This is a genomic window from Streptomyces sp. NPDC001194, from assembly GCF_042896985.1.
In the GTDB taxonomy this organism is placed as follows: Bacteria; Actinomycetota; Actinomycetes; order Streptomycetales; family Streptomycetaceae; genus Streptomyces.
In genome coordinates, this window is sequence record NZ_JBIAXU010000001.1 from 842,640 (window position 1) to 856,162 (window position 13,523).

The 13,523-nt window shown below is 71.4% G+C and carries 11 protein-coding genes; 6 read left to right on the forward strand and 5 right to left on the reverse strand.

The window, feature by feature from the left end:
• Positions 1-62 precede the first annotated feature (62 nt).
• Positions 63-2,531, reverse strand: a complete 2,469-nt coding sequence (locus ACFY1T_RS04060) for a DUF6185 family protein (protein WP_390786830.1) — start codon at positions 2,529-2,531, stop codon at positions 63-65.
• A gap of 235 nt (positions 2,532-2,766) precedes the next feature.
• Here ACFY1T_RS04060 and ACFY1T_RS04065 point away from each other — a divergent pair, with 235 nt between their 5' ends.
• Positions 2,767-3,921 carry a lipase family protein gene (locus ACFY1T_RS04065; protein ID WP_390786831.1) on the forward strand — a complete coding sequence of 385 codons (1,155 nt, stop codon included), beginning with the start codon at positions 2,767-2,769 and terminating at the stop codon, positions 3,919-3,921.
• 56 nt (positions 3,922-3,977) lie between these two features.
• Here the strand turns inward: ACFY1T_RS04065 and ACFY1T_RS04070 are convergent, their stop codons facing one another.
• On the reverse strand, positions 3,978-4,409 hold the full coding sequence (locus tag ACFY1T_RS04070; protein ID WP_030864627.1) for a MarR family winged helix-turn-helix transcriptional regulator: 432 nt from the start codon (positions 4,407-4,409) through the stop codon (positions 3,978-3,980).
• A gap of 125 nt (positions 4,410-4,534) precedes the next feature.
• On the opposite strand from ACFY1T_RS04070, the gene ACFY1T_RS04075 reads away from it, so the two are divergent.
• Together ACFY1T_RS04075 and ACFY1T_RS04080 are read left to right on the forward strand one after the other, a co-directional pair.
• The gene (locus tag ACFY1T_RS04075) at positions 4,535-4,966 is read left to right on the forward strand and encodes a heme-binding protein (RefSeq protein ID WP_390786832.1); all 432 of its coding nucleotides are present in this window, start codon (positions 4,535-4,537) and stop codon (positions 4,964-4,966) included.
• A gap of 52 nt (positions 4,967-5,018) precedes the next feature.
• Positions 5,019-5,615, forward strand: coding sequence for a MerR family transcriptional regulator (locus ACFY1T_RS04080; protein ID WP_390786965.1), 597 nt, complete (start codon positions 5,019-5,021; stop codon positions 5,613-5,615).
• A gap of 83 nt (positions 5,616-5,698) precedes the next feature.
• On the opposite strand, the gene ACFY1T_RS04085 is transcribed toward ACFY1T_RS04080, so the two are convergent.
• Positions 5,699-7,555: an AMP-dependent synthetase/ligase gene (locus ACFY1T_RS04085; RefSeq protein ID WP_390786966.1), complete on the reverse strand. Its 1,857-nt coding sequence runs from the start codon at positions 7,553-7,555 to the stop codon at positions 5,699-5,701.
• Positions 7,556-7,735: 180 nt separating this feature from the next.
• On the opposite strand from ACFY1T_RS04085, the gene ACFY1T_RS04090 reads away from it, so the two are divergent.
• The 3 genes from ACFY1T_RS04090 to ACFY1T_RS04100 all read left to right on the forward strand — a co-directional run bounded on the left by ACFY1T_RS04090 (position 7,736) and on the right by ACFY1T_RS04100 (position 11,962).
• Complete coding sequence (locus ACFY1T_RS04090; protein WP_390786833.1) at positions 7,736-9,355, forward strand: ABC-F family ATP-binding cassette domain-containing protein; 1,620 nt, start codon at positions 7,736-7,738, stop codon at positions 9,353-9,355.
• A gap of 112 nt (positions 9,356-9,467) precedes the next feature.
• Entirely contained in the window at positions 9,468-10,685 is a 1,218-nt protein-coding gene (locus tag ACFY1T_RS04095) for a serine hydrolase domain-containing protein (RefSeq protein WP_390786834.1), read from the forward strand.
• 221 nt (positions 10,686-10,906) lie between these two features.
• Positions 10,907-11,962, forward strand: coding sequence for an SMP-30/gluconolactonase/LRE family protein (locus ACFY1T_RS04100; RefSeq protein WP_390786835.1), 1,056 nt, complete (start codon positions 10,907-10,909; stop codon positions 11,960-11,962).
• A gap of 17 nt (positions 11,963-11,979) precedes the next feature.
• On the opposite strand, the gene ACFY1T_RS04105 is transcribed toward ACFY1T_RS04100, so the two are convergent.
• Together ACFY1T_RS04105 and ACFY1T_RS04110 are read right to left on the reverse strand one after the other, a co-directional pair.
• Complete coding sequence (locus ACFY1T_RS04105; RefSeq protein ID WP_390786836.1) at positions 11,980-12,414, reverse strand: VOC family protein; 435 nt, start codon at positions 12,412-12,414, stop codon at positions 11,980-11,982.
• A 45-nt stretch (positions 12,415-12,459) separates the two neighbouring features.
• The gene (locus ACFY1T_RS04110) at positions 12,460-13,239 is read right to left on the reverse strand and encodes a helix-turn-helix domain-containing protein (protein ID WP_390786837.1); all 780 of its coding nucleotides are present in this window, start codon (positions 13,237-13,239) and stop codon (positions 12,460-12,462) included.
• Positions 13,240-13,523 lie beyond the last annotated feature (284 nt).

The window sequence follows — 13,523 nt, forward strand, 5'->3', positions numbered from 1 at the left end:
CGGCTGCCCCGTCTTGTCCCTCGCAAGGGGGACGAGACGCGGCACCGGGTTCGGGAACGGCGCTACCGGGCGGGCGGAGTCGAAGGCGGCCCGCCTTTGGTGAACGACTGCCAGATGGTGGCCAATGCCACGAGCTGCGCGAGGAGGAACGCCACCGAGGCGATGCGCATTTGGTAGATGTACACCAGCAGGCTGACGTTGGAGGAGCGGTATCGCCGTTCGCTCTTGAACGTCTGGACGTCCATGACCAGGCCGGAGAAGGTCATCACCGATGCGAACGCGGCGACGGCGGGAACCGTGTTCTGCAGGCCCTCCCCGGTGATCTGGGCGATGATCTCGTGGGCTCCGACCGGTACGGCGAAGGCGACGGCAACGGAGAGGGCCTTCATCGGCCCGTTCCGGCCGGGGAGGTCGCGCCACAGCGCCCCCAGGAAGAACCCTCCGCTCGCCCAGATCAACTGCCAGTAGAGGAAGTCGAGTACCACACCCAGGAATCCGCCGATGTCTTCCGCCGTCACGCTCCAGGAGTCGCCGCGCACCAGGTCGAGCCAGTACATCACCCCCGTGGCGGGGAGGCCGATGAAGCAGGCGATGAGCGCGCACCTGCAGGCATTTCCCCACCACGTGGCCATCGGACCGAAGGCGAAGGGCAGGTCGATCGGTCTGACACCGTCCGGCAGGCACTGGTCCAAGCGGTCGATTTCCTGTTCGACCGCCTCTTGCGACTCGGACCTCTCGTTCGGCGTTCCGGCACCAGGACGATGCAGACGAGACTGGAGTTCCCGGTACCGGTGCGCCATTCTCAGCAGCTCCGCTCGATCGGTCCGCGAAATGGCCTTTCCCAGAGGAGTGTTGCCCGCCGCCGGTTGCTCCAGGACCGACGTGGTGCGCCCCAGGGCGAGCAAGGACCACGCCGCGAGAATCCCCAGGACCAGCGTCGTGATGTATCCGGAGAATCCGAAATAATAGGCATAGTTGGGCACCACGATGACGGCGAAGAAGATCACCATGAACGATCTTTCGGCCGCATTGGGCGTGAAGGACTCGTTGTCGTACTGCTCGGCCCTGCAGACGCGCAACACTCCCACCAGGGCCAGTGGCGCCAGTTGCATGACGATGTCCCCGACTGTGACGAGTGTGTCGCTCGCGAACCACTGCCACCACCAGTCGTACGTTCCGAGCCGGTACCTGTCACTGACGGACGGCGCGAAGTTGGTGAGCCAGGTCCTGCGCTCCCAGCTGCGGCCGAAGGCAAGGAACGCCCAGAGCATCGTCAAACCCGACATCACCGCCGCGACGGAGACCATCACCCACTGCGGCAGTCCCCTCCCGCCCAGGAGCAGGAGGCGTTGCCCACTGGAGATGACACCCAGGCAGCAGACGAAGACCGGTACCGCCGATGCCACCACCACCAGCCATGCGCCGACGTGGGACACGGGGACGTCGCTCGAGGAAACCAGTGCGGATTGGGACAGCTCGGCGCCCGCATAGAGGACGACCAGGCAGGCGGCGAGCGCACACACGGCAACGAGCAGGAATCTGCGCAGCTTGCCGAAGAAGCACAGGGCGACGCCGATGAACAGCATCGAGAAGAAGGAGACCGTCGAACCGTAGTCATTTCCCCAGGCGAGCCTCGACCCAAGGAAATAGTAAAGATCGTCACCCATGGAGACGATCAGCCCGAAAAGCATCAGGAGGAGTGACCAAGACCGCAGCCCGGTGAATGCCTTCCGCTCCACCGGCAGTGGAGGCCGTCCCAGGCCTCGTCGAAGCCGATTTCCCGCGACGAGGGACAGGGCCCCCGTCGCGAAATACGCGAACGCCCCCGACACGCTGTCCGTACCCAGCACGGCCCAGCGCTGTCCGCGCGACTGGACAATGGCGGTCCATTGTTGCGCCGCCGGCGGCCGGAACACGACTCGGGGACTGTCTCCCGGCTTCATCCAGCTCAGCTCGCTGCGCCCTTCACCGGCAGCCGGCGGGGGCGACGCCGACATCGCGCCTGGTCCGCCCAACCGTACGTGCACACTGTCCCACGTGGCCTCACGGAGCCCCGGGGGACGCTTCAGTTCGACCGTCCATTCGTTCTCGTCGGGAGTCAGCGTCCAAAGGCCCACCTGAAACGGCTCGAGGGTTTGCACCCACGCGACGGCCTCATAGTGAACGGCGATCCCGTTTCTGCGGCTCACCGAAAGCGGCTTGAACCGCCATTCATAGTCGTAGAACGCGGAGGCGTCCTGGCCGCTTGCCGTCTCCTCCACGCTCGCCCCCTTCCCCAAGAGGCAGCGCAGCGCGTCACGGTACAGAGCTGCGTGCGCATCCAGAAAGAGATGGGGCGCCTGCTCCCAGTCCGCGGGGACGGTGATGTCCGTGACGCTGGTTACCGAGCTGACGGTACTGCCGCGGTGAACGAACTCCACCGCCGTCGTGACCTTCGCCCCCTTGAGCCGGTCCGGACTGCAATCCGCGGCCCGGGCGGTGCCCGGAGCGGACAGCAACGCACACAGGAGCAGGAACAGCAGGAGCACCATGTGACGCCTGAGGTGGATCACCGCTCCAGGATCTTCCCCCGCAGGGCGGCCGAGGGCGCGGCAGCGCGGCGCGGGGGGTGCAGGTTCACCTCGACGGGCGAGTTCGCGGCCGGCCCGGGGTGCGAGGACGGGTCAGGAAAGGTGAGCTGCGCGGTCAGCGACGTTCCGACCGGTCGGTCACTACCTTCTCCTCACCCACTTCCCCGCACGAAACGTTCCGTTGGGAGAGCCGCCCATGCGTGTTCGAACCCCCGCAGCCGTGGCCGTGATCGTGGCCGCGCTGGCCGCCCCGGTCGCGTCCCCCGTCGCCGCCTCCGCGGCCGCGTCCGAAGGCCGGGCCGGGGACATCGTCTCCGTCGCGCCGTCCGCCTTCCACCCGCTGCCCGGACAGCCGACCGGGACCAGGGCCTGGAAGATCCACTACCGTTCCACCACCGCCGACGGCGTCCCGAACACCGTCTCCGGCACCGTGATCGTCCCCCAGGACGGCCGGACCGGCCCGCGGCCGCTCGTCACGTACGCCGTCGGCACCGTCGGCATGGGCGACTCCTGCGCACCGAGCAACAACCTGCCGTACGGGACCGCCATGGAGGCCAACCTCATCCAGCAGCTCACCCTGCGCGGCTGGGCCGTGGTCGTCACCGACTACGAGGGGCTCGGCACGCCGGGGGTGCACACGTACACGGTGGGCCCGTCGGCCGGGCGGGCCGTGCTCGATGCCGCCCGGGCGGCCACCCGGCTCCCCGAAGCGGGGCTGCCGGCGGACACCCCGGTCGGGATCATGGGCTACTCCCAGGGCGGCCAGGCCGCCGGCTGGGCCGCCGAGCTGCAGGGTTCGTACGCCCCCGAGCTGAAGGTGAAGGGCACGGCGACGGGCGGGGTCCCGGCCGACCTGCTGGAGGTGGCCGACTTCAACAACGGCTCGTACGGCGCGGGGCTCGTCTTCATGGCGGCGGCCGGACAGGACGCGGCCTTCCCGGAGCTGCGGCTCGACTCGTACCTGAACCCGGCGGGCAAGGCGCTGGTCGCCGGGATGAAGGAGGGGTGCGTGGCCATCGACGCCATCGCGGGCTCCTTCAAGCGGATCTCCGACCTGACGACCCGCAATCCGCTCGAACAGCCCGACTGGCAGGCCCGGTTGAACCAGAGCCGGCTGGGGCGCACGGCCCCGGCCGCGCCGGTGTACCAGTACCACGCGCTCGGCGACGAGCTCATCCCGTACGCGGTCGGGCGGCAGCTGCGCTCGGAGTGGTGCGCGAAGGGGGCGGACGTGGAGTGGCGGACCATCTGGGTCGGCGAGCACGTCAGCGGCGTGATCACGCACTCCCCGGCGGCCGGGAACTGGCTGGCCGACCGCTTCGCGGGCCGCCCGACGCACCCCGACTGCTGAGCCCGGCCCGGCCCGATCAGAGCGCTCCCGCCGGCCAGGCGGGACTCTGAGGCGACCTAGCGGCCCGGGGCCTCGGCGTTGTGGACGATGCGGGCGAGGAGGTCGCGTACGGCCGCCACCTCGTCCGGGGAGAGGCCCTCGGCCAGGCGGGCGTCGAGCTTCGCGACCAGCGCGTCGGCCTGGGCGAAGACCTCGGCGCCGCGCTCGGTCATCCGGATCTCGATCAGAGTGCCGTGTATCGGGTGCGGGGTACGGGCGACCAGGCCGCGGGCCTCCAGCCGGCCGAGCAGGCTGTTCATCGTCTGCGGAGTCACCGAGAGCTTGCGGGCGAGCTCGGCGGCGTTGATGCCGGGGTTGTCGCTGAGCACGGCGAGGGCCGCCTGCTGAGCAGCGGTGATCCCGGCCTCGCGCACCGCGGCCTCCTTGGCGGCCTGTGTGATGCGCTCGGCCTGCTTGATGTGGATCAGCAGCCGCTCGGAGTAGTGCATGCGCCGAGTGTAGGAGACGGCCACCAGTTCTCGCCGAGATAACAGGCAGCTTGCGTACAGCTATCAGCATGCTGTTAGCTGCATGCGTACGAACAAGCCGCGCACCCTTCCGCAAGGAGCTCGTCATGACCGCAGTCCGCGTCCGCACCCGCCCCGCCCTCGCCAACGACCTCGCACGCGCGATCGTCGACGCCGCCCTCGCCGCGGCCCGGGAGACGGAGCTCCGGTTCGCCATCGCGGTGGTCGACGAGTCCGGCCATCTCAGCGCCTTCGCGCGGATGGACGGCTCGGGCCTGATGACCATCCAGATCGCCCAGGACAAGGCCTACACGGCCGCCGCCTTCGGCCTGAGCACCACCGACTGGCACGAGTTCGTCGAGAACGACGCCCAGCTGGCGCCGGGCGCCCGGACGGGCATCGACCGCCTGGTCACGTTCGGCGGCGGCCTGCCGATCGTCGTCGAGGGCCGGCTGGTCGGCGGCATCGGCGTCTCGGGCGGCCACTGGTCGGACGACGTCAAGATCGCCGAGGCGGGCCTCGCCGCGATCACCGCGTAAGCCCGCCCTTGACTCTCGGGCCACCCGAGACAGCACAGTCTTCCCCGTGGACATGACGAACCTGCTGCCGATCGGGCAGTTCGCGCAGGCCAGCGGCCTCACGATCACCGCCCTGCGGCACTACGACGCCAGTGGCGTACTGCCGCCCGCCCGCGTCGACCCGGAGAGCGGCTACCGCTACTTCCGGCGCGACCAGATCCGGACGGCCCGGCTGATCCGGGTCCTGCGGCAGCTGGACATCCCGATCGAGCAGGTACGCGGCATGCTCGCGCACGCCGAGGCGGGGGCCGATCTGGCCCCCGCGCTGGCCGCGCACCTGAAAGCCGCGGAGGACCGCTTGGCAGTCCAACGCTCCCTCCTCCCCTTCTGGGCGGACGCCGCGCAGCCCACCGGCCTGCCGGCGGGGATGTCCGTCCGCGACCTCCCGGAGAACACCTTCGCCTGCACGGAAGTGTCCGGTCCGGCAGCCGGTTTCCCCGCGATCCTCATCGCGTACGATGCCGTCGCCGACTGGATCGGCGCGCACGGCTTCGCCTTCGCCGGCCCGGTCCGGTTGGTCTACCGCCGCTGGACGGGGACGCCGGACGACCCCGGCAACCGGTTCGAGATCGCCTGGCCGATCGAGGAGCCGTCCCAGGACACCCCGTAGCCCGACCCGCCGGCTCTGCCGGTCACTCCGTCACTCCGGCCACTCCGGTCACTCCGGTCACTCCGGTCACGCCGGCACTCCGCTCACGCCCTGCGGTAGAGGGCGTCGATCTCGCGGTCGAATTCGCGGGCGATCCTGGCCCGCTTCAGCTTCAGGGACGGGGTCAGGTGGCCCCCCGCCTCCGTGAACTCCACCGGCAGCACCGTGAAACGGCGTATCGACTCCGCCCGCGAGACCAGCCGGTTGGCCTCGTCCACCGCGCGCTGCAGGTCCGCCCGCAGGTCCTCGTCCCGTACGAGCTCCCGCATGGGCACGCCCGTCTTCTTGTGCATCTGCCGCCAGTGCGACAGCCCCTCCGGCTCCAGCGTGATCAGCGCCGTGATGTAGGGCCGGTTGTCGCCGATCACCATGCACTGGCCCACCAGCGGGTGGGCCCGCAGCCAGTCCTCCAGCGGGGCCGGGGCCACGTTCTTGCCGCCGGAGGTGATGATCAGGTCCTTCTTGCGACCGGTGATGGTCAGGTAGCCCTCGGCGTCCAGCTCCCCGATGTCCCCCGTCGGGAACCAGCCGCCGACCGCCTCCCCCGAGTTCCAGTACCCCGCGAACAGGTGCCGCCCCCGCAGCAGCACCTCCCCGTCCTCCGCGATCCGCACCGCGGTGCCCGGCAGCGGCCACCCCACCGTCCCGAGCCGCGGTTTCAGCGGCGGGGTCACGGTGCTGGCGCCGGTGGTCTCCGTGAGCCCGTACCCCTCGAAGACGTCGATGCCCGCGCCCGTGTAGAACGCCGCGAGCCGGCGCCCCAGCGGCGAGCCGCCGCTCAGGACGTACCGGACGCGCCCGCCCAGCGCCGCCCGGATCCGCCGGTAGACGAGCGGGTCGTACAGTGCCCGCGCCGTCCGCAGGCCCACCCCCGCGGCGCGGCCCTCGGCGATCTCCCCGTACCGCTGCGCGATCCGCGCGGCGCGGTCGAAGGACGAGGCCCGGCCCATCCGTTCTGCGGTCGCGCGCGCGGTGTTGTAGACCTTCTCCAGTACGTACGGGATGGCCAGCAGGAACGTCGGCCGGAACCCGGCGAGGTCGGCCAGCAGCTCCTCGGTCCGGATGCTCGGCGCGTGCCCGAGTTTGACCCGCGCGCGCATGCACCCGACGGCCACCATCCGCCCGAACACGTGCGAGAGCGGCAGGAAGAGCAGCGTCGAGGCCGCGTCCGTGGTCGCGGACTTGAAGACGGGGTGCAGGAGCTCGACCGCGTTGTCGGCCTCGGCGAAGAAGTTGGCGTGCGTGATCACGCAGCCCTTGGGCCGTCCCGTCGTACCGGACGTGTAGATGAGCGTGGCCACGGAGTCCGGCGTACGGACGGACCGGCGCGCGTGCACGACGGCGTCGGGCAGGTCCTCACCGGCCTTGACCAGCCGCGCGATCGCACCCGTGTCGAACTCCCACAGGTGCGCCAGCCAGGGCAGGTTGGCCCGCTCGGCGCTGATGATGCGGGCCTGCGCGGTGTCCTCGACGGCGCAGGCCACGGCCCCGGAGTCCTGGATGATCCAGCGGGCCTGCAGCGCGGACGAGGTCGGGTAGATCGGTACGGTGACCAGCCCGGCGGCCCATCCCGCGAAGTCCAGCAGGGTCCACTCGTAGGTGGTCCTGGCCATGATCGCGAGTCGGTCCCCCTCGCGCAGCCCCTCCGCGATCAGGCCCTTGGCGACGGCCGTCACCTCGGCCGCGAACTCGGCGGCGGTGACGTCGCGCCAGCCGCCGTCCCGCTCCTTGCGGGCGAGCACCACCTCGCCGGGGGCCTCCCTGGCGTTCTGGAAGGGGATGTCCCCGAGCGATCCGCTCCCCGGCACCCCCACCAGCGCGGGCACCTCCGCCTCCCGCACCACCCCGTCGATGACGGTCAACACGGGCGGTACCAGCTGGGGTACGGCTTCCACGGCGATCTCCTCGACTCGGACTCCGGAGTTACCGCCGGTAATTTACCTAGGGGTAACCCACCTGACCAGCCCCCGCGCGCCCCTTGGACGAACCCACCCGACTCCTCCACACCCCCCGCACCGCTCCCGCCGCGCACGCCGAAAACGCGTTGTGCCCCCGCCGTACGGCAGGCAGGGTTGCGAGGCATGGGACATCTGGAAGCCTCGCACCTGGAGTACTACCTGCCCGATGGGCGCGTGCTGCTCGGCGATGCCTCGTTCAGAGTCGGTGAAGGTTCGGTGGCGGCCCTCGTCGGCGCCAACGGCGCGGGCAAGACGACGCTGCTGCGGCTGATCTCGGGCGAGCTGCGCCCGCACGGCGGAACCATCACCTCCAGCGGCGGCGTCGGCGTCATGCACCAGTTCGTCGGCTCGGTGCGGGACGAGCGCACGGTCCGCGACCTGCTGGTCTCGGTGTCGCAGCCGCGGATCCGGGCCGCCGCGGCGGCCGTGGACGCGGCCGAGCACCTGATCATGACGGTGGACGACGAGGCGGCGCAGCTGAAGTACGCGCAGGCGCTGAGCGATTGGGCGGAGGCCCGCGGGTACGAGGCCGAGACCGTCTGGGACATGTGCACGACGGCGGCCCTCGGCGTGCCGTACGACCGGGCGCAGTTCCGCGAGGTGCGCACGCTGTCCGGCGGCGAGCAGAAGCGGCTCGTACTGGAGGCGCTGCTGCGCGGGCCGGACGAGGTGCTGCTGCTGGACGAGCCGGACAACTACCTCGACGTGCCGGGAAAGCGGTGGCTGGAGGAGCGGCTGCGGGAGACCCGCAAGACGGTCCTGTTCATCTCCCACGACCGGGAGCTGCTGGCCCGGGCCGCGCAGCGGATCGTCGCGGTGGAGCCCGGCCCGGCCGGATCCGACGTGTGGGTGCACGGCGGCGGCTTCGCGAGCTTCCCCGAGGCGCGCGAGGAGCGCTTCGCGCGCTTCGACGAGCTGCGCCGGCGCTGGGACGAGAAGCGGGCGCAGCTGAAGCGGCTCGTGCAGGACATGCAGCAGTACGCGGCGCGCAGTGACGAGATGGCCTCGCGCTACCAGGCGGCCAAGACCCGGCTGCGCAAGTTCGAGGAGATCGGCCCGCCGCCGGAGCCGCCGCGCAAGCAGGACATCCGGATGCGGCTGCAGGGCGGCAGGACGGGCGTGCGGGCGGTGGTCTGCGAGGACCTGGAGCTCACGGGGCTGATGAAGCCGTTCTCCCTGGAGGTCTTCTACGGGGAGCGGGTGGCGGTCCTCGGCTCGAACGGCTCGGGCAAGTCCCACTTCCTGCGGCTGCTGGCGGGCGATGCCGTCGCCCACACCGGCACGTGGAAGCTGGGCGCGCGGGTCGTTCCCGGCCACTTCGCGCAGACGCACGCGCACCCCGAGCTGATGGGGCGCACCCTGGTCGACATCCTGTGGACGGAGCACGCCAAGGACCGCGGCGGGGCGATGTCGGCGCTGCGCCGGTACGAGCTGGAGCGGCAGGGGGACCAGCCCTTCGACAAGCTGTCCGGCGGCCAGCAGGCACGTTTCCAGATCCTGCTGCTGGAGCTGGCCGGCACCACGGCGCTGCTCCTCGACGAGCCGACCGACAACCTCGACCTGGAGTCCGCGGAGGCACTGCAGGAGGGGCTGGAGGCGTACGAGGGCACGGTGCTGGCGGTGACGCACGACCGCTGGTTCGCCCGCTCCTTCGACCGCTACCTGGTCTTCGGCTCGGACGGGGTCGTCAGGGAGACCGCGGAGCCGGTCTGGGACGAACGCCGCGTCCAGCGGGCGCGCTGAGCTGCGGGGCTGCCGGGCGGCTGGCCGCTCGGCGGGGCTGCCGAGCGGGCCGGTCGCTCGGCGGCCCGCCGCCGCCGCGCACGATGAGCGCGGCGGTCCCATACTGAGGGGCGTGACGCGTACTCGGACGGCGTGCGCCTGCGCTGCCGCTCTGGTCGCCGCGGTCCTGCCGCTCGGGGCGGGGGCCGCCCCGGCCGCGGCCGCCGCGGAACCCGCGCGCAAGTGTGTGAGCTCCCCGGTCTCGGCCACGGCCTCGGGACAGGCGGCCCGCGTGCTCGACATCGCCCGCGCGGCACAACGGGAGTTCGGGCTCAACTCGGTCATCCTGCGCGTGACCTCGGGCAAGCAGGACGTCGTCACCGGAGCGCTCGGCAATTCGATGACCGGGGTCCCCGCCGACCCCTCCATGCACTTGCGCACCGGCTCGGTCGGCATCGTCTACATGGCCACCGCGCTGCTCGCCCTCGTCGACGAGGGGCAGGTCGGCCTCGACGAACCCATCTCGAAGTGGCTGCCGGACGTCCCGCACGCCGACGAGATCACGCTGCGCATGCTGGGCAGTTCCACCTCGGGCATCCACGACTACGTCACCGACCCCGTGTTCCTCAAGGAGATCGAGGCCAAGCCGTTCCGCGCGTGGACCCCGGCGGACACCCTGGCCATCACCAGCCGCCACCCGCTCTGGTACGAGCCGGGCACGAGCTTCAGCTACTCCCACGAGAACTTCCAGCTGCTCGGCGCCGCCCTCGCGAAGATCACCGGCAAGCCGCTCGACCAGGTGCTCCAGGACCTCGTGATCGGCCCGCTCGGCCTGCGCGAGACGAGGAACTCCGCGACTCCCGAGATCCCGGTCCCGGCCCTGCACGCCTTCACCTCGGAGCGCGGTACGTACGAGGAGTCGAGCTACTGGAACCCCTCGTGGACCACCGCCCCCGGCGCGGTCCTCACCGGGGACATCTGCGACCTGGCCACCTCCGCCCGCGGCATCGGCACGGGAGCCCTGCTGTCGAAGGAAGCCTTCCGCACCCAGCTGAACCCCGGCACGGTCGGCCTCGGCACCCCGACCAAGGAGTGCCCGGCCCCGTACTGCCGGAAGAACACCGAGGCCCTCCACTTCGGCTTCGGCGTCCTGGTCCTGCGCGACTGGATCGCGACGAACCCCTCCTTCTCCGGCTACGCGGCCGTCTCGGCCTACCTTCCGGCGCAGGACCTGTCCATCGCGGTCTCCGTGACCAAGGGCCCGTCCTCCCCCGAGGGCAACTCGGCCTCCACGGTGGCCGAACGGATCGCGAAGGAACTCGCGCCCGACCACCCCCTCACCCTCGGCTGAGCCGGCGGGGGCCCGGCGCCCCGGGCCTCGTGCCTCCTCCGGCACCGGACCTCCGCCCCCGGCCTTCCGGCCCGGCGCCAACCGGCCCAGCCAACCGGCCCCAAGTCGTCCACCAAGCAGGCGATCCTCCGGCCGTGGCTGCCACCCCATCGCACTGACGCAGCATCAGCTCTCCCTTGTGTCGCGTTCCCCGGCACCCTGCGCCACCCAAGGAGAGGCCCATGTTCCGACTCCCACGCCTGGCCGCCACCGCCACGATCGTGGCCGCCGCCTTCACCCTGCTCGTCCCCACCGCCGCCTCGGCCGGCGAGCCGACCCTGTCCGATCCGCGCACCGTCGCGCACTTCAGCCACTCCGCCGGCGAGACCCCGGAGAACATCGCCCTCGAACCCGACGGCTCCGCGAACGTGACCCTGGCCTTCGCCCGGCAGGTCGTCCGCGTCGACGAGCACGGGTCCGCCCGGCTCCTCTCGGTCCTGCCCGAGGTCTCGAACCCGCTCACCCCCGTCTACCGCTCGGCGGTGGTGACGGGGATCGTGCGCGCCAAGGACGGCACCCTGTACGTCAACTACGCGACCGGGACGAGCGGGACCGGCATCTGGCGCATCGGGCCGCACGGCGGCACGCCCGTCCAGATCGCACAGCTCCCGACGGACTCGCTCCCCAACGGCCTCGCCCTCGACGAGAAGCTCGGCGTCTTCTACGTGGCCGACTCGGCACGCGGACTGGTCTGGCGCGTCCCGCTCAAGGGCGGAACGGCCACGATCTGGGCCGCGGGGGCCGCGCTCCAGCCGCTCTCCGAGATCGCCCGTTTCCCGGCCGGCGCCAACGGCATCAAGATCCACAACGGTGCCGTCTGGGTGTCCAACACCGACCGCCAGACCCTGCTGCGCATCCCCGTACGCCGCGACGGCGTCGCCGGCACGATCGAGACCAGGGCGACCGGACTCGCCGGGATCGACGACTTCGCCTTCACCGGACAGGACGACACGGTCCTCGCCGCGCTGGTCACGGCGAACGAGGTCGCCCTCGTCCGCCCGAACGGCACCCACTCCATCGTCCTGACCGCGCCGGAAGGCCTGTCCAGCCCGACCGCCGTGGCGGTGCTCGAGAAGCAGGGCGACAAGGAGAAGACGGACGGGCAGGACGAGCCGGAGAAGCAGGAGAAGCGGGAGAGGACCGTCTACGTGACGAGCGCGGCCTACTTCGCCGCCGTGCGGGACCCCAACCTCCTCATGGCCCGCCTCGAGGACGGCGAGGAGAAGGGGCAGGACTAGACCTGCCTGTCACCCCGTCAAGCAGCGGCCGCGGCGACGCAGAACTCGTTGCCGTCCGGGTCGGCCATCACGACGTGGTGCCCGTCGAACTCCTCCAGGACGGTCCCGCCCGCCCGCACCAGACGCGCGGCTTCCGCCTTGATCCGCGCCCATCGCTCGTCCGGAGTGCCGTGACCCGGCACTCGGACGTCGATGTGGAGCCGGTTCTTCGCCGTCTTGGGCTCGGGGACCTTGAGGATGCACAGGCGCGGGCCGACCCCGTCGGGATCGCAGAGCCACGCACCGTCGTCCTCGGAGTCGTCCTCCGGCAGGTCGAACTGCGCGAGCCACTCCTCGCGCGTGGCGAAGGGAGCGGGCGGTGGCTCGTCGACATAGCCCAGGGCCGTCTTCCAGAAGACGGCGAGGGCCTGCACGTCCGCCCCGTCGAGCGTCAGGTCGATTCTGGCTGCCATGACCCGACCGTACTGCGCACCACTGACAGCCGCCGGACCGCAGGCTCAGGCTGCGGCGCGGGAAGCGGGGGGCGGGCAGTCGCGGCAGCGGCCGGGGCGGGGGGAGCGGAAGGCCCGTTCGCAGCCGTCGCAGGTCTGGAAGGGGTCCGGGCGTCTGATCGGGCTGGGGGCCGGGCCCTGTGGCAGATGGGGTGGGAGGAGTGCCTTGAGGCGGTAGGCGAGCACGGAGGCGGGGCTGCGCATCGGTTCCGGGAGGTTCGTCGTCAGGGCGAGTGCGACGGCCTCCGGGTCCGCTCCCCGGTCCAGCCAGGCCGATACGGCGGGTGCCAGGCGCTGCACGTCGCGCTCGGCCAGGAGGAGGCGGGGGTCGCGGCGCCGGAGGCCGGTGAGCAGACGGGCCGCGCCGGGGTCCACGGATCGCGGCGCGTGCTCGGGGCCGGCGCTACCCCGCGGCTCGGGGTCCGGAGCCGGCCGGCGAACCGGGTCCGGATCAGGCGTGGGCTCCGGTACGGGCTCACGGTCCGGGTCCGGTACGGGCTCACGGTCCGGGGGCGGAGGCTCGTCCGGCCCGCTCAGCGGCTTGTTGTACGAGTACGTGCGGGTGGCCAGGCGGCCCGTGGGGAGGCGTTCGGTTCGGCGTTCCAGGTAGCCGTGGCGTTCCAGCTCGCGGAGGGCGGAGCTCATGCGCATCTCGCCCTCCGGGAAGCGGGCCACCAGGGCCCTGATGCCGACCGGGGCGCCTTCCGGGAGCGACTGGATGTACGCCGCCACCCCGATCGCCGTGGCCGACAGCTCGCGGTGCTGGAGGAGGTGGTTGCCGACCACGGTGAAGTGACTCGCGTGCGGCGTGTTGACGTGGATTACGCCGGATCGGGGGGTCCGCGGATGAAGTCCCGGCGGTGTGCATGCGGGCGCGGTAGGGTGCTCGAGAGCCATGGGGAAGGTGCTTTCTTCCTGGTTGGTTAGGCCCTCGGCCGGGATGCCAGTCCCGTCGGGGGCCGTCTCATTTTCTGCGGTTGCCGGGGCGAGCATATGCCCGCCAACCGGCTCGAAATCCAGCTGAGTTGGCATGGTTCACCCGACCGGGCGACGCGGGCGGGTGGGGTTGG